16 protein-coding genes are annotated in these 21,203 nt (G+C 37.1%); 6 read left to right on the forward strand and 10 right to left on the reverse strand.

The annotated features are described in order from the left end of the window. Positions 1–35: 35 nt before the first annotated feature. From NPUN_RS07560 to NPUN_RS07590, 7 genes are all read right to left on the reverse strand, one after another. A complete protein-coding gene (locus NPUN_RS07560; protein ID WP_012408203.1) occupies positions 36–1,052 on the reverse strand; it encodes a hypothetical protein in 1,017 nt (338 codons plus the stop codon). Positions 1,053–1,076: 24 nt separating this feature from the next. Beyond that, positions 1,077–2,348 carry a glycosyltransferase family 4 protein gene (locus tag NPUN_RS07565; RefSeq protein ID WP_012408204.1) on the reverse strand — a complete coding sequence of 424 codons (1,272 nt, stop codon included), beginning with the start codon at positions 2,346–2,348 and terminating at the stop codon, positions 1,077–1,079. After that, positions 2,329–3,603 (reverse strand): O-antigen ligase family protein, encoded by a 1,275-nt coding sequence (locus NPUN_RS07570; protein WP_012408205.1) that lies wholly within the window; start codon positions 3,601–3,603, stop codon positions 2,329–2,331. The genes NPUN_RS07565 and NPUN_RS07570 overlap by 20 nt, the downstream gene beginning before the upstream one ends. Positions 3,604–3,635: 32 nt before the next feature. Further along, positions 3,636–4,562 carry a glycosyltransferase family protein gene (locus NPUN_RS07575; protein ID WP_012408206.1) on the reverse strand — a complete coding sequence of 309 codons (927 nt, stop codon included), beginning with the start codon at positions 4,560–4,562 and terminating at the stop codon, positions 3,636–3,638. Between the two features lie 55 nt (positions 4,563–4,617). After that, the gene (locus tag NPUN_RS07580) at positions 4,618–5,940 is read right to left on the reverse strand and encodes a flippase (protein WP_012408207.1); all 1,323 of its coding nucleotides are present in this window, start codon (positions 5,938–5,940) and stop codon (positions 4,618–4,620) included. Positions 5,941–6,045: 105 nt separating this feature from the next. Further along, a complete protein-coding gene (locus NPUN_RS07585; RefSeq protein WP_012408208.1) occupies positions 6,046–7,005 on the reverse strand; it encodes a glycosyltransferase family 2 protein in 960 nt (319 codons plus the stop codon). Between the two features lie 63 nt (positions 7,006–7,068). Next, entirely contained in the window at positions 7,069–9,273 is a 2,205-nt protein-coding gene (locus tag NPUN_RS07590; RefSeq protein ID WP_012408209.1) for a GumC family protein, read from the reverse strand. A 1,262-nt stretch (positions 9,274–10,535) separates the two neighbouring features. On the opposite strand from NPUN_RS07590, the gene NPUN_RS07595 reads away from it, so the two are divergent. The 5 genes from NPUN_RS07595 (at position 10,536) to NPUN_RS07615 (ending at position 14,141) form a co-directional block, all read left to right on the forward strand. Further along, the gene (locus tag NPUN_RS07595) at positions 10,536–10,952 is read left to right on the forward strand and encodes a hypothetical protein (RefSeq protein ID WP_012408210.1); all 417 of its coding nucleotides are present in this window, start codon (positions 10,536–10,538) and stop codon (positions 10,950–10,952) included. 72 nt (positions 10,953–11,024) lie between these two features. Next, entirely contained in the window at positions 11,025–11,456 is a 432-nt protein-coding gene (locus NPUN_RS07600; RefSeq protein WP_012408211.1) for a cytidine/deoxycytidylate deaminase family protein, read from the forward strand. A 194-nt stretch (positions 11,457–11,650) separates the two neighbouring features. Then, on the forward strand, positions 11,651–11,911 hold the full coding sequence (locus tag NPUN_RS07605) for a DUF3172 domain-containing protein (RefSeq protein WP_041565256.1): 261 nt from the start codon (positions 11,651–11,653) through the stop codon (positions 11,909–11,911). Between the two features lie 628 nt (positions 11,912–12,539). Then, positions 12,540–13,559 (forward strand): RNA polymerase sigma factor, RpoD/SigA family, encoded by a 1,020-nt coding sequence (locus tag NPUN_RS07610; RefSeq protein WP_012408212.1) that lies wholly within the window; start codon positions 12,540–12,542, stop codon positions 13,557–13,559. An 84-nt stretch (positions 13,560–13,643) separates the two neighbouring features. Then, entirely contained in the window at positions 13,644–14,141 is a 498-nt protein-coding gene (locus NPUN_RS07615; protein WP_012408213.1) for an ureidoglycolate lyase, read from the forward strand. Between the two features lie 153 nt (positions 14,142–14,294). Here the strand turns inward: NPUN_RS07615 and NPUN_RS07620 are convergent, their stop codons facing one another. Next, a complete protein-coding gene (locus tag NPUN_RS07620) occupies positions 14,295–16,007 on the reverse strand; it encodes a CHAT domain-containing protein (RefSeq protein WP_083782339.1) in 1,713 nt (570 codons plus the stop codon). 67 nt (positions 16,008–16,074) lie between these two features. Between NPUN_RS07620 and NPUN_RS07625 the strand changes: the two genes are divergently transcribed. Further along, positions 16,075–17,306, forward strand: a protein-coding gene (locus NPUN_RS07625; protein ID WP_086000590.1) for an ISAzo13-like element ISNpu10 family transposase whose coding sequence is annotated in 2 segments (ribosomal slippage) — positions 16,075–16,654 and positions 16,654–17,306 — 1,233 coding nt in all. Because the reading frame shifts where the segments join, the coding sequence is not laid out codon by codon here. Here NPUN_RS07625 and NPUN_RS07630 read toward each other — a convergent pair. Continuing rightward, positions 17,303–18,280, reverse strand: a complete 978-nt coding sequence (locus NPUN_RS07630; RefSeq protein WP_193372255.1) for a tetratricopeptide repeat protein — start codon at positions 18,278–18,280, stop codon at positions 17,303–17,305. The genes NPUN_RS07625 and NPUN_RS07630 overlap by 4 nt on opposite strands. Before the next feature lie 411 nt (positions 18,281–18,691). Further along, the gene (locus tag NPUN_RS07635; protein ID WP_012408215.1) at positions 18,692–20,686 is read right to left on the reverse strand and encodes a sensor domain-containing protein; all 1,995 of its coding nucleotides are present in this window, start codon (positions 20,684–20,686) and stop codon (positions 18,692–18,694) included. Between the last annotated feature and the right edge of the window lie 517 nt (positions 20,687–21,203).

Genomic DNA, 21,203 nt, shown 5'->3' on the forward strand with positions numbered 1-21,203 from the left:
AATAATAAAGCTATATGTAACTATTTACATTACGTTTAAAGTTTAGCCATTTTTTCTATCCAGCTACTTAAATTAATATCTAAATTAAAGTTTTGTAATTTTTGTTCCATTCTTCTAACTACCAACATATATCTGTGCAAAACTGATACACGAGGCATTTTTAATCTGACAACCTCTTGACACAACCATAGATATTTTTCGGAATTGATGTTAAGTTTTTTCAATTTTTTTATTTGTGTATTCCAATCGTTATAGAAGAATAAGTTGAAATAATGAATTGATATAATATCATTCCAATGTTTAATTTGTAATTCTGTTGATAAACGGTTATGTAAAGGTAATGGATAACTATAATTAGCAGGAAGATGTTCGACGTTTTCTTCCAAGGCACATAATGTTACAGATAAGACAGACTGCTCAACAAAATAAATACCTTGGGGAGGAGTGATATCAAGACGCATGACTTTTTCAAAATTCTCTTTCCAAGCTGTAAATATACCCGCACTCCTTCTCACAACGACCAAACCAGAATTCCAGTAAGCTCTAATCCTTTTTTTACCAATTGGTGTTTCAACAAATACCTCACGCTTTACCCCCAGCACTTCATATAATTTTTGCCAGTACCATTCTTGAGAGTCTCGCAAACCTGTAGAACCAATCCCTTGACCATACTCAGGACGTAAACGAACGTTACAATTAACAGGCAATAAGAACTCTTTTGGTGCAGAAAAAAAGCATTTGTCACTGTCTAGAAAAACTAATATTTCTGCATCAATATTTTGTTCTGCATAGGCACACGTCAGGGGCTTATTTGCTAAATAATATTCATGGAATTCTTGATTTATAGGGACTTGTTGATGATTTACTTGCAATGCTTCAAATGCTTTTTGGGTTTGCTTTGATATTGGTTCACCGACTCTAGGATGAAAACTATATATAGGTGTATCTTTCAATTCTCCACAGAACTTACGAATACTTTCTGCAAGCATTAATGACTGAGCTTCTAAGCGCCCAGGTTCTGTACAAATTATAAAAGCTATAGGTATTGACATATTATGAAGTATTTATTTACTAAATTAGTTACTAAATGGAGATTTCTTGCCTACCATCAATATTTCCTCAAATAAAGCTGAATAACGACGTGCTTGAAGTTCTAGGGTGAATTCTTGTTCTGCTTTCTTGCGAGCATAGAATGACAGTTTTTCTAACCTCTGCTCATTTTCAAGTATCCAGGCAATTCCTTTAGCGAAATCGTCAACTTCATAAGGGTTAGCTAAATAGCCATTTTGCTGATGCTCGACAATATCTTTTAAGCCAGTAGAATTAAATGCAACAACTGGAGTACCACAAGCAAGTGATTCAGAAGCTGTCTGTCCAAAAGATTCTTGCAGAGATGGTACAAGCATCACATCAGCTGCCGAGTAAACAGTTGCTAAAGATAGATCATCATATAAATGCCCTAAATAGTATGTTTTAAAGCCTAAATCGGGTGGATTTTCCGGTTGAGATGCCCCAAAAATAACCACTTCAAAGTTGTCTTTCCATCCGGCCTTACTCAATTCTTGTAGAGCTGGCTGCAACAAATGAAATCCTTTATTTCGATCGCTTGTTGCTTCTATAGCTCCAAAGAGAATCAGCTTCTTATCTTGAGGTAACTTCAGTGTTTCTCGTGCAAAATGTTGATTAATAGGTCGATATTTTTGAGTATCCAATCCATGAGGAATCACCTCGATTCGCAAATTCTGGAACAAAGAACTGGATCGAGCACACTCTGCTAACCAAGAACTTGGGGAAACCAGAGTTAAATTAATATTTTTCCAAGCTTTTACTTTGCGCCGCCATACCCAACGGGATAAATCCCACTCATTAATACTGTTGAGTTGAGGGCAAGCTCCACAGGATACTTTGTAGCGATCGCATTCTCCAATAACGTGACATCCTCCAGTAAACCCCCACATATCATGAAGAGTCCAAACTAGAGGATGCTTTAGCTTAGCGAACGTTTCTATTTGCATAAAAGCTCCGCTAATCCAATGCAAATTGATTATATCTGGATTAATCTGAGCAACTTTAGAAATAACTCTATCTGGCAACCATTGAATAAAAAATGGAGTATTTTTCTTTTGGGTATAAAGCTTTAATGGTAGGCATTCAAATGTCAATTTGGCTTTGGCGATGCCTTGAAACAGTCTAATTTTAGGGGCAATTACTGTTTTATCATTACTAGATTTTTCCTGAACTAGCATTTGTGACTGTAGTCCTATATCTTGCAAACCTGTGTGCAAACGATAGGCAGCCCTTGCAGCACCCCCACCAATATCGTGAGTACTAAGATGTAAAACTTTCATTTTCTTTAACTTCGTAATTACTAACTAAAATATTTTTATGATTTCGTTCATATTCAAGAGTCAAAGATAGTGACGTAGTTACATACATTAACCAATTCCAACTGGGAGTTAATAATCTTGCTTCTGAAAAATTGACTATTACAATGATAATTAGCATCTGCATTGGCCAATAATCTTCCGGTTTTTTAGCAACAGAAATAATTCGAGTTAATGCCATTACAAAGAACCGAAAAAAGCCTGCTGCAAAAGTCAAAAAACCTAAAAATCCTAATTCTAACAATAGTTCTAAAAAACCATTATGAGCATTACTTGCCCAATCATAAGTAGCTCTTAGATTAGATGCAGAAGTACTAGTCCAAAATCCAGAAAATCCATAACCTAGCCAGGGTCTTTCCCAAATCTTGGACATCACTAGCTCCCAGAGATCGGAACGTCCATTAAAGGTAAGGTCTTTGCCAGAAGTACTAACTATGGTATCGGCATTATTGATAAGTAATATTAAACCGATAATGAGTAACATTAAAGTCGAAGTAATTAGAATAACTTGTAATTTATAATTAGTTTTTTGAAATGATTTATAGACAGGTAAAAGTAATATCATTGTTAATATAATCGTTAAAGATGTTGTGGAACGTGAGAGGATAATTAAACATATAGATATCCCACATATTCCCCACATCAACCAACGATATCGATGGCTACTAAGAGCAAGGTGTAAAAAAACTCCTGTACTCCAAGCCATCATATATCCTAATTCATTTTTATGACCATAAATTCCACTCCACATACCTACTAATTCAGGTGATTGATGAATATAACCTGGTATGAATGCAGAAAATATCATAGATAATAATGCAGATACACCAAGCGCCCAAGCGATTAGTCTCATTTGTTCGCGGAGAGAATAACGCATTGCCAAATAGATTGCCAGAAAATATAGTCGGATTAAACCTCTCATATAAGTAAGACTAGAACTTAAGTCTCCTGACCACAAAAGAGAAAATATAACTATTGTTATTAAAAGAAACTGTAATGGACTTTTAGTAGTTACATAAAGAAAACCTTTCCAGTATACAAGTAGGAAATAAAATAGAATTAAATATGAAACTATATTGAATATAGTATCTAGCTTGTCGCCTCCAAGGGTAGATATAGAAATTTCTTGTGCAGGGTGTATGGTCAATGCCCCTACAGTGATGAGTAATAGTAAGACAGTTAATATTTTTTCTGTTAATTTTACCTTAATTTCTGACATTTCATCTGTCTATTAATTTACTAGATGGGTTACTATTTTTTGACTGTTGAATAATTTAATTTTTTCTTCAATTCTTCTTTAAGAATATCCAATGCAGTTGCTTTATAGACTGTTTTCTGCGTAAAAATATCTGCCTCTATATTCCTCACAATAAATAGTGGATGTTTTAAGGGAAATTCTATTGCTTCCATCGACATATTAATAAAAGAAAATTTTTGCTTGGAATTGAAATGAGTTGCATCTGCACCAACACCAACATTAGAAATTAAATTTACATTGGGAATAATGCTTAAGCTACCCTGCATCCAGCAAGCAAATGTCCATTGATAATCCCAGGTTATACCTGTAGGATTGTCATAAACAGACTGGAATATTCGTCGCCAGGAATTTACTGCTTTTGGATCTATAAGAATGTCATGTAGAAGATTTTCTTCTTGTACCTCTTTCCAAAGTTTCATAGTCAAATCATAATGTTGCCAAGCACGTCTCCAACTTGCCCAACCCCAGCAGTGGTTATAGCGCGAAAAATAGTAACTGTAATTTGTACGTTTTCGCCCAAATTGAACATTTTGGGCAGAGATGGTGGCAATTCTAGTATCATATCTATATTTTTCCAGCAGTTCTTCACTAAATCTGAAAAAAGTTGGGTGAGGTATACAATCATCTTCTAAAATAATTGTCTCTTCTACATTATTAAATACCCAATCTAAACCACTAGATACTCGTTTCGCACAACCTAAGTTGAGATCAGCATAATTTTTAATAACTTCACATTCCCAATCAACTCTCTCAATAATTGCCCTAGTTTCTTCACACTTTTCTGCTTCCCCTTCACGGTTGCTGCGGGGACCATCTGCAATGACAAAAAGTTTTTTTGGCTTGGCTTGGCGAATAGCTTCAAAAACTTTCTCTGTTTTTTGTGAGCGATTAAAAATAATAAAAGTTATTGGTGTTTGCATATTGGATGAATTTGGCTAATTTCAATTTATAGATAAGGCTAAAGATAAACAATAATCAAAACTTATAAAAAGGAAGTAGCGATCGCACCTGAATATTAAATATTTTTTGTGTTCTTTTATCAAACCCATTGCATAGAAAAGCAGCAGAAGCTTGAGATATTATTGTTGCGATCGCAGCACCAAATCCTGCATATTTAGGAATCAACAATAAATTAAGAATAATATTCAATATTGCCCCAAATAAAGTTTTACCTAAAGAAACATGATTCAAACTTTCAGCAATAAACCACGGTGAGGTTGCAAGACCCATAAATACAAACAAAGAAGTCCAAATATGAACTGCTAATATCGGTCCTGCTTGTGCATATCCACTTCCAAACATCACCATAATTATTTTGTCAGATAGAAATGTCATTGGCAGAGCAATTGCAAAGGATATATATGTCAGGAGACGGAGTAATTGTCCTATTCGCTGATAATAAAGACTTTCTGATTTTTCCTTAGCTGCGTAAATTGAAGGAGCAACAGAAGAGACAATAGCCGCCGGAATAAAATACCAAATTTCAGAAACACGAACCGCAGCAGAATAAATTCCAACCTCCTCATCTCCAATCATTTGACCTAACATCACCTGATCGATTCTCATAAAAATCATGATGGCGAACCCCGAAAAAATTAGAGGTAAACTCTCTTTCAAAAGAGTTTTGGCAGTAGTAAAGTTCCAACGCCATAACAACACCGAGATCCCTCTGGCTTGGTAAACAATCAGCAAGCCAATTGCACTCATTGCAAATTCTGCTAATGTTACCCAAGCAAAAGCTAACAATGGTGCTTTTGTTAAAATTAGTGCTATTTTGATGAGAGTATTTAGCAGAAAAGCTATATTCTTAGCGATTACACTGAATTTTGACTGCACCTGTGATTGAAACCACAGTTCAATAGTATCAGCCGCCCTAAAAATCCCTGCCATTCCTAAAATTGCAACTAGCCATATCTTCAGTGTTTCATGCTCACCTAAGAAGAAGATACTGCCAACTGCTAATAAGACAGAGGCAATTCCACCGAGCAACTTTAGCCAAAAAGTGGTTCCTAAAATTTCCTCTTTGTTTGATGATTGACGGACAATATGGCGAACTACTACATCATCTAGTCCAAGAGTAAAAATCGGACTAAATAAGCTAACAAAGGCTAAAACATAGTTAAATAGACCATACTGCTGTACCCCTAAATAGCGTGCTACCCATACTCCTACTACCAAGCTTGCACCCATACGGAGAATGCGGTCAGCAAACAACCAACCTGTATTAGCAATAATTGCACGTAAGCCAGAACGAGATTTTAATTGTGATAAGCTTTTAAGTCTTAATTTACTTAGCATTACTTTTTTTAACCATGTGACACTCTCTATAACAATATGCAAATTTTTAATAGCTTGCTAAATTCATCAAAATAGATTGAATTAAATTAGTATTTTATATAATTATTATTGGCTACTATTTTTTAATTTCCCACTCATTAAAATTTTTAAAAAGTAGTTGAATAACAAAACACTGCCCTTAATTTTCCAATAAAAGTTAGGCTCAAACAAAAATATTATTTTCAAATATGAAATAAAATCTTGGAGTTTCGGACATGGGATTGTTTTTAGCTCATCAAGAGATGTGAAAGCCAATAATAATGGTAGGCTCAAATTATTTGTTTGAATAATGTAATTAAATAAAGAATTGCGTTTCCAAAATCTTTTGTATTCATAGTTTTTGTCTATATCTAAAATTTTCTTGTTATGATACTGGTTATTTTGATGTATTCTATACATCACTAAAGGATTAGACATATAAAACTTTTTAGCCCCTACCAAAGAGGCTCCCCATACCAGGCAGTCATCAGCCCTTACACGCCAATCTTCTGTCTTTGGAATAGGTAAAAATTTGGTAATTATTTCTCGACGTATTGACAATGTTGAAGTAATAGAGCCAATCCATTCACCATTGCATAAAGTTCGGATTACTGAATAACCCAAATCTAAATCAACTGCATCAGCTTGAAATATTCCTTCTTCTGTCCCAAATTTTTTATATGCACAAAATAGGAAGTCACATTCACTACGTCTCTTATAAAAATTTAGGGCATTTTCTAAATATTGAGGTTCATAAATATCATCAGCATCTAAAAAAAATATAATCTCTCCAGTCGCTGTTAAAAAACCTTCGTTAAAGGATGATAATTGTCCTTGGTTTTTTTCTTTAAAGATACATTTAACATTCTCTATTTGAGTAAATCTACCAAGGACTTCCGCAGAATTATCTGTGGATGCGTCATCAACAACAATAATCTCATCAAATTTAACCGTTTGATTTAAAGCACTATCAATTGCCTCTGAAACAAATTCAGCATAATTGTAGTTATTAATTAAACAAGATGTTTTGATTTTGTCTTTATCCATATAGAAATACCTCCCAAATGCAAAATAAAATAAATTAAGATACTTGCAGTGACATATATACGATTAATGATCTTTGGTAAATTTGGTTAAGCTGCTAGATACTAAATCTTCTTCAATCTGTCGTTTTTTGCTTTCAGGCAAATAATTATTAGACTCATTTTTAATATTCACACCATTGATGACTATTCCTAACACCTTCTGACCTGACTGATTTAAAAATTCTTTAGCTGAATTGGCACTGTTCAAATCAACAACTCCAGGGCGAACGACTAATAGGATACCGTCAGTGAGGGTGCTTAAAACAGCAGCATCTGCTATCCCTGAAAGAGGCGGTGTATCAAAAATAACTAAATCGTAATCTTTACTAAAGTTACTTATCAATGTTGCCATCCGTTGAGAATCTAGCAGTGCTACTGGATTGGGAGGCAAAATTCCAGAAGTAAGAACTTCTAGATTAGGCATCACTTCTTGAACAACTGCATCTAAAGAAACTTGACCAACAATGACATTACTTAGTCCAACTGTATTGTTTAGACCCCAGATATGATGCTGTATGGGGTTACGCATATCTGCATCCACTAGTAAAACTCGACGACCCGCTTGAGCCATTGTCACAGCTAAATTTGCAGATACGTCAGACTTTCCTTCTTTACCAACAGAACTGGTGATTACAACGCTTTTGAGCGGTTTATCAGAACAGAGGAACTTCAAGTTTACTTGGAGTATTTGGTAGGCGTTACCAAGAGGGAAATAAGGAATATCTCTGCCAATAATTTTGGGAATAGGTCTATCAATTCCTGCTATGGAAGAATGAGTTTTAGGATTTTTGCTCTGTGTAGGAATTACTCCTAAAACAGTGTATTTCAAGACTTCTTTCGCCTCTTTAACTGTCTTCACTGAGCGGTCTATCAAGTCTAAACTAAAGGCGACAATGATACCCAAGAAAAGACCAACTGCTCCTCCACCAACAATAAACAGGATTTTGCGAGGCCCTTCGGCTTTAGCGGGGACTAAAGCTAGGGAAATGACACGAGCATTAGGAATCTTTTGGTTCTGTGCAATATCAATTTCTTGGCGTTTCTTTAAGAGGGTTTCGTAAGTCGTTTGAGCTGCTTGCAGCTTCCGTTCTAGCTCTCGTTGAGTCTGTTCTAGTCTTGGCAAATTATTTGCTCGTTTGATGTAAGCATCTTGCTGTCGCAAGAGGGTGGCAATTTGTCTTTCTAGACCAACGCGTTCTGCTTGAGCGCGAGTAATATCTGCAATTAAGCTTTGCCGCAGTTGCCCAAGCTGTAAACTTCCTTGTGTTATCTGGGCTGTTCCAGCAACTTGTCCTGTCCGCTCTTTCAACAAGTTCTTAAGAGCTACGACTTTTTCTTCTAAGCTAGTGATTGTAGGGTGTTCAGGTGAAAAACGAGTCCGCTCTATTGCTAGTTGACTTTCCGTTTCTTGGAGTTGGATAAGCACTTTTTGAACCCCAGGTGCTTGACTCAAGTCAGATGCGATTACACCCTGCCGTGAATCTAACTGAGCTTCACTGCCTAACTGTTGTAAACGACCTTTGACATCATCTAGTTGAGCTTGAGCTTGGGAAATTTGATTTCCTAGCTTGGAAATTGTATCGACTGCTGCGGTTGCTTCTTGTTGCAGGACAATAACTTTATTTTGTTCTTTAAATACTCGCAGTTTTGATTCGGCTCTCCTGACGACTTCCTCTGCTTTGGGTACTTCTGTTACAAGAACCCCTTTGGCTGTCCGTGCTTCATCCTGATTAGCCTGGATATTTAAATCGATATAACTTTTGATAACTTCATTAACGATTTTGGCAGCCAGTTTAGGATCGCTGCTTTTATAAGAAATTTGTACAACATCAGTGCCCTTGATTCCTTCTATTTTTAGTTGGCTTGCCAAGTCGGGAATCGACAGTGTTTTGCCTTTATTATCTTTGAGGCTGAGGGTATTAATTGTTCTGTCAATAACTGGATTTGAGCCAATAACTCTCACCTGAGTTTCCAGGGGATTGTCGTTTATATTCAAAGCTTCCAGCCGTCCTATGTCGTCCGGTAAGCCTGTAAGTGAGGAAGATCGATTTGTTTTAATCATCAAACTTCCTTCTGCCTTGTATGAGGGTTTTAGTGAAAAGGCATACAAGCATCCAAAGGTAACAGCTATGCTAAAAATTCCGACTAGAGGTAGCCAACGCCGTTGAATAACTTCTAAGTATTTCTGAATATTTACTTCTTCAAACTGTGGTAAAGCTTCCATCGCCATAATAAAAAAGTTTTAAAATAATGACTATTTGTATTTGTAGTAGATTTTTCTCGGTATTTTAGAGCAATAGTACTATAGATTACTTCGTGTTAGTAATATTCGCTGTATCATATTGATGATTCTGTTAATTTTCAACTGTTTTAAAACCAAAGTATTGCCTGATATACTGACTTACGGTATATATTCGAATAAACTACGCCAAACCTGTTCGCTGCATATATATTAGATAGTTTAATAAGTAGCGATTTTAACAGGCAGAGATTCATACTCTCCTAAGAGTATCAACAGAATAATTCACAATTTTCTTTGTAATTTATTTAGCTAGCGTTCTTTTTTTTGCTTAACTCACTTTTGTGTTGATACTGTTGTAATTGTTGATTAGTAACTTAACATTTAATATCATATTATGTAAGAACACTTAATTGAATAACTTTACAAAAAATTCATATAATAATATGCCAGTATATTCTCTGCACATTCGCTAATTTTGAAAAGATGAGAGGAATTAATGCTTTAAGGGTAAGGAATATACAATTTTGCCAGCCTACAAGCAATGTAAGGACTTCAGAGGTAGGCTTTTCGTAGGGAAAAGAGACAATTGTAAAGATTCTATGGATATTTACGTAAGCTTTTAAAAAGCTTACGGCAACAATTAATTCTTACTCTGAATAACGATAAGTTTGGCAATTATCCAGGACTGGCAATACTAAGATTATGTGAGTTGAGTATTGAAGTTGTAATAACTCGTACTCAGTTGAATTTGCCCAGACTAATGAAGGTTTTTTGATGTGGCTTGAAGTGTGAAAATTACAACACAGTTCCCATCCTTGGTTTATAGCCCAATATTTTAGGTTTACCTGTAAACTTGCAATTACCTTGTTTATATTCTGCTATAGAGGCAAAATAAGCCTTCCAAGATTTATCCAACAGTTTAGATTTTGTCTTATCTGTGTAACTGTATAGTAACACGCTTCAGAGATAAACGGCTAGTAATACGGGTAACGAAATATTAATTAGTACAGTTACAACGGAAGATAGATAAGAGGGTAGTGTCAAATTCAGATGTTTTAGAGGATGGATTGCTTAACTACTTCCTCCTGGATAAAAGTCTATATACACTTAGACTCCACTATATTTTTAATGAAGTTTAACCATACTCTATAGTACCTGTGTTAATCTGAAGTACTCAAACTAGACTGCTATTTTTGGGTATCTGTGTCTAGCGAATTGTAATTATTAGACTGACATTAAGAGATTGAATTATGAAATCCTCTTTTATCACCTTAGTGGTTGTAATTAGCGCACTCTTTCTACCTCAGAGTGTCTATGCTAACCAAGAGAATGTTCCCATTATAACGGTTGATGCTCCAAAGGAGCCGTTTCACGATCGCAATCAGGCTGGAGTTTTATTGACGGAACCAGCGACGATTACCACTACATGGAGTAATTTTATAGGACAGACCAATAATCCCAAACAAACTGCTGAATCAGTTTCGCTAGTGCAGGAACGAGGATGCCAAAAGATGAGTCCGCTTGAGTTCATCAATAATCCAGATGCTTTCTTTAAGGAATGTCAGAAGCCAGCAAATACCCAAAGTTCTCAACCTACTGAACCAATTGAGTATTTTAAGGTTCCTAAACTCGATTCTGGTATTAGTGTGACAGTTACTAAATTTTGATATGGGAATTTTTTTAGTCAGAGATAACTAATTTTTGGTAGTGTAATTTATCTAGATAATTTACGCTAAAACATGGATAATATTATATTTATGTTGGCTGCTTTAGCTCAAAGCAGAAAAGCTTTGCCTGAATGTTTGCCAAACCCACCAGTAGGTTGTGTAAACGTAGATGTCCAAGAGATAGTAGCTCAAGGGTACACGCAAGTACCAGGAAAACACCATGCTGAGGCTGACGCACTTAAACGGATTCAAGGCAAAGGTTTCAATTTTTTGAAAATGTATGTAACTCTTGAACCTTGTTCTTTTCATGGACGCACACCTGCATGTGCTTTAGCGATCGCAGAAGATTGTCGTATACATGAAATATATGTATCTATACTTGATCCAGACCCCCGCAATAATGGTCAAGGATTAGACATTCTCAGGAAGGCAGGTAAGACAGTCTATGTCGGGTTATGCGCTAATGAAGTCAATACTTTTCTTAACCAATATCTACTAAGGTGATGGTTGAAGAGTTCGGTTCAAGTTTCAACCTATTATTATTTTCCTAAAAATCTTTGCCACAAGTCAATTATCTATCTTGATACACGAATATGTAATTGTGTCAAGGAATTGAGAAGGCTTCAAGATGTTTTCTCCTTAAGAGTCTTCGATGATTTCCGACTGATTGGATAGGTGAAGAATCTTGTTGTTTAAGTATGTTATGCAAGAATCAACTATCCACCTCTAAACGCAAATCTTTTCGTTTCAATAAGATATTAGTAGCGATCGCGGGTGCTGCTGTCTTGCCAAGTACTACCCTTGGTGCTAGTCTTACCACTGTTACTACTTTTATTCCAAAAAATGTTTCCAAGAGCAATCAAATTGATGATACCGCATTCAATGCAGATGTCTGCGTGCAGTATGACACAAGTACAATTGTCACAAATACCTGCGTCATCGTCATCCTAAATCCCTAATTATAACTATTGAACCGGATTCATAAAGGAAGCTGTTCTTGAGTAGGAGAAGTGCATTCGTTTATGTTTCAAAATCGGCTGCTATGTACTCGGCTTGAGATGGTTTTATTATCTAATAAAAAATAGAAGTAAAAAATGGATATTTTATATTTAATTAATTTCATTTAATTGGAATTACATAGATGTAGATTCAGACTATGAGAATTTTAAAAGCTTTGTAATTTAATAATTCAGAATTGTGTTGGTATTTACTATTAGTGACTGAATCTTGTGTGGATGAAATCGTTGCTCGGTCAAGGTTTCCTTTTTCTGCTAATTCCATTGGAGAATTTAAGTAGACATAATTCTGTTTGAAAATATGCAATTTTTCAGAATAAAATAGTTGGATTATTTTAAAGGATATAGTGATAATACTTTAGGGTAATTGATTTGTGACTGGTGATAATGTTAGTATTATAGGGTGGGTTGATTTTGGGTTTATTATCTCCAACAATTGACTTGTAATGTATCATAGACCAGAATTCATCAGTATTGCCAATTGATTGATTAGCAGTGTGAAATGGTTGTGGGTCTGAATATCTAGACTTGATACCACTAAATTGATGAGGTTACAGAGGAGCAAATAACCATGAGCAACTTAACATCTCCACCTACCGAAGTTCAAAAAACGAAGAAAAAAAGTTTAGCCGCAGATAAAAAACCTCGAGCTACAGATGATATTGTGCGTAGTTATCTGCAAGAGATCGGGCGTGTAGATTTGTTGACTCGCGAACAAGAGGTTATTTTTGCCCAACAAGTGCAGCTAATGATGAATTTACTAGCTGCTAAAGAAGAATTAGCTGTGAAATTAGACCATGAACCCACACTGCAAGAATGGGCAGATCGAGTGGAGTTAGGTGCTGAGGTGCTAGAGCTACAGTTAAGTCAGGGCCACCAAGCCAAGCAGAAAATGATTCAGGCTAATCTCCGGTTAGTGGTAGCAGTGGCGAAAAAATACCAGCACCGCAATCTGGAATTTATGGATCTAATTCAAGAAGGTACTTTGGGTTTAGAGCGAGGGGTGGATAAATTTGATCCTGCTCTTGGCTATAAGTTTTCTACCTACGCTTACTGGTGGATTCGTCAAGGAATTACGCGAGCGATCGCTCAACAAGGACGGACAATTCGCTTACCAATTCATGTCTTTGAGAAACTGAACAAAATTAAACGGGTACAGCGAGAATTATCTCAACAGCTAGGTCGCGTTCCCACTACTGCTGAAATTGCTAATGCGTTATCTTTGACACCTAGCCAAGTTAGAGAGTGTTTATACTTGGCTCGTCAACCTTTCTCGCTAGAGGCACGAGTTGGCGAACAACAAGATACAGAATTGCAGGACATCCTAGAGGATGACGGCCCTTCTCCTGAAGACTATGCTGTTGAAGAATCTCTCCACCAAGACTTACAAGACTTGTTGGCAAAGTTGTCTCCGCAACAACGAGAAATATTAACCCTGCGATTTGGTCTGACTGATGGCTATGAACTTTCTTTAGCACAGATTGGCGATCGCATGGGTATTAGTCGAGAACGGGTACGTCAGATTGAGCAAAAAGCTCTCAGTCTCCTCCGACGACAAAAGGAACAAGTACGTAGTTATTTAGCTAGCTGAGGTTATTTTTCCACAATTTAGAGCAATAAAATTTGGTCATTTTGGGGGAAAATAAACCTAAGCAATCTCTATCAAAGATTTGATATGGGCACATCAAAGACAGTGCAACAATTGCAAGCGCAATGGGTGAGTTCTGAAAACTTTCGGCGTTATGGACAAGTAATTTTTGCTAGTCTTGATGGCAAAGGTTACGATGTGGAAGATGCCCAGTTAAACCTGCAAAACGGGATTCCACGATTTTATATCATGCGGTTGGAGAAGAGAGGGCGAAAGTTTCACAAAATTACTCGCCATGTACAATGCACTCAATGTCTGGGTTCTTTGGAAGGCAAGGATTGGTTAATTACTGTTTGTCCTCCACATAATGAGGTGAATGAACCAGTATTAGAAGAGATTGCTGCTTTTCGCATTCCGGGGAATTGTTTTATCAAGCTACATGAGGGTACTTGGCACGCTGGCCCCCATTTTGACCATGAAACTGTGGATTTTTATAATTTGGAATTAGCTGATACAAATGTGGTGGATCATTTCACTCATGATTTTTTTAAGAGTCATCAATTAGAGTTTGAGATGATTCTATAAATGTGGTTCTCCTAAATTTGCGATCGCTGTATTCATTTTATTTACGCTTCTTTTGTCAGTCACTTTCTGAGTATTCGGCTATCAACCTAGAATCGTTGCAGTGCATCCTCTATTCGCCAATTTTATCCTCAAAGGAGTTGGTGATTTGGGCTTTCAAAGCCAATTACCGATCGCAATCATTGGTGCCCAATATACAGGATTATCATAGCTGGGATTTATCCCTTCAGATGGCGGTAATTTTCTAGCATGAATCATTCTAATTTGGGCTTTTTGCAATGCCTCCGCAATACTCATGTCAGTATTGCGATAATTGGTGTAAAATGCTTTGACTAGTTCCGATGTTGAGTCATCTGTGACACTCCACAAAGATGCGATCGCACTTTTAACCCCAACTTGCAATGCAACTCCAGCTAATCCTAGTGTGGCCCGATCGTCGCCAACTGCGGTTTCACATGCAGTCAATGTGAGTAATTCGACGCTATCCGATTTGCTGGTGAGGTTTCGCAGTGAGTTTTCTAATTGACTGATGGTAAGTTTTTGGTTTTTGCCTGTGACAATAAAAGTGTCTTCAGGAATGATCCCAAATTGGGCGTGGCTAGCTATGTGAACAATAGGATATGTGTTTTTGTCAAGTGTTTTCTCAAAATTTTCAGGGGAAAAGTTTTCATCAATGAGGTCGGTATGATTAGGAAATATACTTTCAACTGCGCTAACTTCATTGGGAACAGCAAAAAGTTGATCAAAAGTCTTCCCGTCAATTGTGGATTTTTCAGTTAAACCCAAAATTAATGCTTTTTGTGTACTGCGATCGCGGGCTTTAGGTGTGGTAAGTCGTAAACTGGGGGTTGTGGCAATTGCATAAGTTTCGACTAAATATTTCTGTTGTTGGCTGTCGTAAAGTGCTGCCATTGGAACGCTACGCAAAAATCCATCCTGAATAAACACCAGGGTTTTGACTTTCTCCGGCTTGATATCTTCAGCAAAGGGGCGAATTATCCAATCATAAAGCTGTGCCGCCGTTGTTGTATCGTAGTTAAATTCTTCTTGTCCTTTAACTAATCCTGTGCGAAACTCGGCAATTTTTTGCTGTAGGATGTTGCTGCTAACTATTTTACTTATACTTTCTTGATTGAGGTCTTCAATCCACTTAAATTTAGTGGTCTGATTGGGTAATTGCAATAACATCCCAGTTTTGCCATCTAAAATTATGGAACTCAAAAACCCAGTATTCTTAAAGGCTACACTATTATCCTTGAGAAGTTCTCCCACCTGTTTGGGATTCAAGGAACTTAAAATGCAATCATTACCAAAATAATTCTGTAATTCTGCTAGTTTCAAAGCATCTATGGTTTTAACTACTTCTGATAATTCCTTGGCGCGTCGTTCATCGGCGATTGCACCAACTCCTAGCAAATCGAGCCGCGACTGTGCCAATGTCCGATACAATGGTCGCACAACATCGCGGAAATCAAACTGTACATCTCGTTCGGCGGTTAAAATATCGCTGCGGATATCTTCGAGGGTATCAAATGCTCGTTGATAGGATGCGATCGCTTCTTCTTTTCGATTCTGTCGATCTAAAATTCGTCCCGCTTGCCACTCCCACAAATACAAGCTATCTTTGGCACTCAACTTATTATCTGCTGCTACTATTGCAGTTTGGGTATATTTTAATGCTTCTGTTTCTTGCTCTGATTGGCACTCCCAGAAATGACCCAAAGCACCGTTAGAATAAGAAAGTAGACGATTATCTTGTAAATTTTGACTTGCTGATACTGACTTTTGTAGCAAGCTTAATACATCTGCATTGGGTAAAATAAATTTATTTGGACAGTAAGTAAAAGGTGAAGTTCCTTTAGGCATCATGTAAAAATAACTTGAACAATTTGCTGAATGGTAAGATGATCAGAATGTAACCGAATTAAAGGCTTATATGTCTGATAAGCAGGTAGTAGAAAGCATTCAAGACAAGTACGATTCGTTATCGCCTTATTTGAATGAGAAAACACGGCGTATTTGGGCAGCAATTGAAGCCCGAAGCCTGGGCTGGGGAGGCGTGAGTCAGGTTGCGCTCGCAACTGGACTATCCCGGACTACAATCCATGCTGGGATACGGTTATTGTTAGACGCTTCGGGGGAAAAAACCTCGAATGATGATAGTAATCGAATTCGTTCGTCAGGTGCTGGACGTAAACTACTTGAAGAAAAAGACGCAATGCTGCTATCAGATTTAGAATCGCTGATTGAACCAGTGACACTGGGAGACCCAGAATCTCCTCTAAAATGGACTTCTAAAAGTGTTGTGAAACTGGCTGCGGCATTAAACATTGGGGGACATAGGACTAGTCCTAAAAGTGTTTATAACTTACTTGAATCGCTTGGCTACAGCTTACAATCAAATCGTAAAACCCGTGATGGCTCATCTCATCCAGATAGAGATGATCAGTTTTTACATATTTCCAACCAAGTCTTGCACTTTCAATCCCAGAACGAACCCGTAATTTCAGTTGATACAAAAAAAAAGAATTAATTGGAGATTTTAAAAATTCTGGAACCGAGTGGTGTGAAAAGGAACAGCCAATTGAGGTGAAAATGCATGATTTTGTTGACCCCAAGTTGGGCAAGGCAATTCCCTACGGAATTTATGACTTAACCTCAAATCAAAGATGGGTAAATGTTGGCATTGACCACGATACCGCAGAGTTTGCAGTCGAGTCTATTCGTCATTGGTGGTACTCAATGGGTAAACAAGTTTATCCCAGCAGTGAGCATATAATGATTACGGCTGATTGCGGTGGTAGCAATAGTTATCGCTCACGATTGTGGAAATTGAAGTTACAAGAATTAGCAACTGATACTGGTAAAACTATTCATGTGTGTCATTTTCCTCCAGGCACAAGTAAATGGAATAAGATTGAGCATCGCTTGTTTTGTCACATTACCCAAAACTGGCGAGGCAGACCATTAACTAGCTTGCAAGTTGTGATTAATCTAATTCGCAATACTACCACCACACAAGGATTAGAAGTTGAAGCTAGATTAGATCCAAATCTCTACAAAACGGGAATCAAGGTTACAGACCAAGAGCTTGATACTATCGCAATCGAACGAAATTCTTTTCATGGTGAGTGGAACTATATTATCAAACCCAAAGTAGTCAGTTAATTGTTCAATTTATTTTTACATAACTCCTTAGCATCTGATTGCAAGTATGCTAAATCAATTGCCCCATAGACTTTTGTCGCTGAATCGGGTAAGAGTTCAAGAACCTTCAAAGCATCGTTAACGCTTTGGTTAAACTCCCGATCGTTAATAACTTTGTTCTTATTTGTCTGGGAACCCAACTGAATTAAATTTAGCAATCCTCGCATCTCTGCTAAAGTTTGTTTTTGGTCGCTAGCAAGTTTTGTACTTTTCTGAAAATATTGATGAGCTTGCTTATAGTCTTCTATAGACTTTTGAGTAAATTCATTTTCTTTACTATAAATACCAGCTTTATTTGCCGAATCTGCTTGTAACTCTCGCAATTGAGCGCGACTTTTGTAAGCATTACCCAAACTATTTAACACCAAAAAGTCATAAGCTGGATAAACTTGTTGTGCTACGTGCAAATATTTAATTGCTTGGTCATAATTGCCGATTAAGCGATATGCTTCACCGAGAATGCCCAAAGCTGCAACTTGACCACTTTTGTCGTTGTATTTGGTGGCAATTTGTGTAGCACTGTCTGGAGTGCATTCTATTTTTTGACTTTTATCGGCTAGTTGACCACATAAAAGTGCGATCGCTTTGCGAGGTTGTCCCAAATTGCTGTAAACTTGGGCTAGTTCTGACTTCATACGTCCCACTTGCTGGATATTTGCTACAGCACCATAGTCACGAATTGCTGCTGATAAGGATGCGATCGCTGCTTTATTTTCTCCTAGTTGTTGGTAAGCACGCGTCAAATTTTCATTTACAACCGCCGTAGCTGCTGGATTATTTTTATACTTAATTAATGCATCTTCCCAGTGTTTTACCGCATTGTGAAAATTTCCGGTATTATAGTCTTTAATTCCTTGTTCAACTAATGCGGTCACATTTGGAGTTTGTGCAGATACGACTTGTCCAAATAAAAGATATGTTAGTAAAGTTGTCAAAAATAATACTTTAATAAATCTATGATGCAGATTTGGTTTTTGGTGTTGCTGAGTAGAGAAATAAATTAGCCTCTTGCAGAGATTTCCAACCTTCAGCAACATCTGCATCCACCAACGCGCAGAGAATAATATTTTAAGATATTTACTTTTAGCTTTCATATTTTTCCACATAGATAAAATGTTTATTTAGCTTTTATTGTTTAAATTACCAGAAATCAGCAGAAAAAACTGAAATTTTGAAAAGTGTGCAGTTTTCTGCAATTTATCTAAAACAGCAAGAAGATTCAGATCGTGGGAGTCAGAGCCTATTTATAAAGTAAATATAAGCAGGTTTAATTATTTATTATGCAGGCAATTTTTTGGAGTGTAGCAGAAGTCGCTCAAAGAACCAAACATTCTTTTAAATAACCTTTACCACAGAGGATTTGCCATTATTAATGCTTCTGCTTCTGAACTATTTAATGGAACTGAGAAAAAATGTCCCTGACCATATTCACATTTCAACTTTCTTAGAAATGCTAGTTGCTCTTTTGTCTCTACTCCTTCGGCTAGAACATCCACACCCAACTTGTGCGCTAATGTGGCAATTATTTCAATAATTTCTAAATTCTTTTTATTTGCGCTCATCAAGCTGATGAAAGAACGGTCAATCTTCAACACACTAATTGGAAAGTTATAAAGACGACTTAATGAGGAGTACCCTGTACCAAAGTCATCAATTGATAACTTAATACCCATCTCTCGAAGTTGTAAAAATGTAGCAGTTACCTTGTCGCCATTTGCCACAATTACGCTTTCAGTAATTTCTAGTGTTAGCGTGTCAGCATCAAGACCAGTTGAGTGTAAAATTTGCCCAATCTGCTCAATCAAATCTGGCTGGGAAAATTGCTTGAGTGAGAGATTGACACTTATTTTTTCTAGCAAGTTGGAATCATGGCACATCCGCCAAGCTTGCATTTGGCGGCAAGCTTCATGCAACACCCATTTGCCAATGGAGAAAATTAGTCCAGTTTCTTCTGCTAGGGAAATAAAATCTGCTGGATTAAGCAAACCACGCTCTGGATGCTGCCAGCGCAACAGAGCCTCAAAACCCAAAATAGAGCCTTTAGTGAGCGAAACAATCGGTTGATAATAAACTCGAAACTCTAGGCGCTCAATTGCTCGACGTAAATCGGTTTCTAACTGCAATTTCGCCAGAGCATTAGCATACATATCTGAGTTGAATAGTTTATAACGCGCTCTACCTTGCACCTTAGCTTGGTACATTGCTGTATCTGCATCCCTCAATACTTCTTCTGGATGTTTATAATCTAGTGTCGAACTCAAGGCAATACCAATACTTGCTGTTATGAACACTTCTTGTCCTTCAAGCTCAAACGGTAATGCTAGTTCTTGTTGAATCCGTTCAGCTACAGTGATGACATCTGACACATCTTGGATTCCCTCAAGCAGAATTGTAAATTCATCTCCTCCAAGGCGTGCGGCTGTATCTATAGAACGTACACATACTTGTAGCCTACTTGCAGTAGCAAGCAGTAATTGATCTCCATTTAGGTGTCCAAGACTGTCATTGATCACTTTAAATCGATCTAGGTCGATAAATAGCACAGCAAATAAATAATTTGAATGCCGTTTTGAATAATTTATTGCATGGCTTAGGCGGTTCATAAATGCAGCGCGGTTTGCCAGACCTGTCAGTATATCGTAAAACGCCAGGTGCAGCAGTTGTGACTCGGCTCGTTTCCGCTCTGTAATTTCAGTTAGCAATTTTTGATTTGCTTTTACCAGTTCCGCTGTCCGTTCTGCTACTCGTATTTCTAACTCATCGTAAGCTTGATGCAACATTTCTTCAGTTTTTTTGCGTTCACTGATGTTGCACAACAGCCAACGCCAGCCAACCTGCTTCCCTTGTAATTTGTACGCAGCAGATGCTTTAATCATTGCGGGGAAAGGCTTTCCACCCCGTGGTTGTAGGTTAAGTTCCCAATTCAGTAGCTCTTGAAAATTGTTCATCTGAGAGCAAAAGAACTGACGGTCTTGTTGAGCAATAAATAGAATTAATGGTTTACCTACTAGATACTTTTGGTTGACACCCAGTAAGGTTGCTGCTGCATGGTTAGCCTCTTGGATTGTTCCTACGATATTAGTTACCAAGTAAGCATCTGGGGCGAACTCAAATAAATCTTGGTAACGCTGGCGCTCTTTCTCTACTTCCGCTCGTGTTACCTTTAATTCTTCAGAGGCTGTCAATAATTCTTCTATTGCGGTGTTAAGTTCCTCGAAAGCCTCTGTTATGATCTCCTGTTCTGAGTTTGGCTTAGTTGTATCGCATTGCAATAGTTTCTGTATCTGTGAGTGCAATTTTTCTATCTGTTGGCTAAATACATCCACGTTCATATTGCTCATTAGAGGATGTTTTAAAAAGGTCTTTTGCTGCCACAGTTAGCACAGAAAGGTATCTCAGTTCTAGGTAAAATCTTGATTTTTTGTTGCAGTCAAGCCAAATCAGAACTACAAAATTATATTTTTTGAAACTTTTTAAACATGCTTTTAAATGCAATTTATTACAGGTAATAGTTTATCCATAATAGCATATTTGCTTTCTGTGTTTTTTAATATACTTCTTAAGATAGATTCAGTCGTTGGATAACTTAGTGAATTTCTAGGGTTCAACCAATGCAATTGGGCTGAGAGGAGCATTTGTTTATCAGTGAAACATCCCATCCGCAATGCCTTGATTTTGCGATGTTTTCCGGCGCTGCAATCAATTACAAGTTAGTAGCTCAAGTGGGTTGAAACGCACAGAAATGAAAGAAATTAAGATGGATTGGATCTGATGGTTTAGACTCCCTCTAAATTTGCCAACAATCTTATATTATATTGATGATTTTTGCGAAGCTAGGTACAAATCAATGAGCCTTCT

It is taken from the genome of Nostoc punctiforme PCC 73102 (assembly GCF_000020025.1).
GTDB classification, from domain to species: Bacteria; Cyanobacteriota; Cyanobacteriia; order Cyanobacteriales; family Nostocaceae; genus Nostoc; species Nostoc punctiforme.

Excerpts from the sequence above, each read along its gene's own strand:
- NPUN_RS07635 (WP_012408215.1), bottom strand. The coding sequence starts at position 20,686 with ATGAGCAATATGAACGTGGATGTATTTAGCCAACAGATAGAAAAATTG.
- NPUN_RS07605 (WP_041565256.1), top strand. The coding sequence starts at position 11,651 with ATGTTATGCAAGAATCAACTATCCACCTCTAAACGCAAATCTTTTCGT.
- NPUN_RS07565 (WP_012408204.1), bottom strand. The coding sequence starts at position 2,348 with ATGAAAGTTTTACATCTTAGTACTCACGATATTGGTGGGGGTGCTGCA.
- NPUN_RS07615 (WP_012408213.1), top strand. The coding sequence starts at position 13,644 with ATGGGCACATCAAAGACAGTGCAACAATTGCAAGCGCAATGGGTGAGT.
- NPUN_RS07560 (WP_012408203.1), bottom strand. The coding sequence starts at position 1,052 with ATGTCAATACCTATAGCTTTTATAATTTGTACAGAACCTGGGCGCTTA.
- NPUN_RS07600 (WP_012408211.1), top strand. The coding sequence starts at position 11,025 with ATGGATAATATTATATTTATGTTGGCTGCTTTAGCTCAAAGCAGAAAA.
- NPUN_RS07590 (WP_012408209.1), bottom strand. The coding sequence starts at position 9,273 with ATGGCGATGGAAGCTTTACCACAGTTTGAAGAAGTAAATATTCAGAAA.
- NPUN_RS07595 (WP_012408210.1), top strand. The coding sequence starts at position 10,536 with ATGAAATCCTCTTTTATCACCTTAGTGGTTGTAATTAGCGCACTCTTT.
- NPUN_RS07610 (WP_012408212.1), top strand. The coding sequence starts at position 12,540 with ATGAGCAACTTAACATCTCCACCTACCGAAGTTCAAAAAACGAAGAAA.
- NPUN_RS07620 (WP_083782339.1), bottom strand. The coding sequence starts at position 16,007 with ATGATGCCTAAAGGAACTTCACCTTTTACTTACTGTCCAAATAAATTT.
- NPUN_RS07575 (WP_012408206.1), bottom strand. The coding sequence starts at position 4,562 with ATGCAAACACCAATAACTTTTATTATTTTTAATCGCTCACAAAAAACA.
- NPUN_RS07585 (WP_012408208.1), bottom strand. The coding sequence starts at position 7,005 with ATGGATAAAGACAAAATCAAAACATCTTGTTTAATTAATAACTACAAT.
- NPUN_RS07570 (WP_012408205.1), bottom strand. The coding sequence starts at position 3,603 with ATGTCAGAAATTAAGGTAAAATTAACAGAAAAAATATTAACTGTCTTA.
- NPUN_RS07580 (WP_012408207.1), bottom strand. The coding sequence starts at position 5,940 with ATGCTAAGTAAATTAAGACTTAAAAGCTTATCACAATTAAAATCTCGT.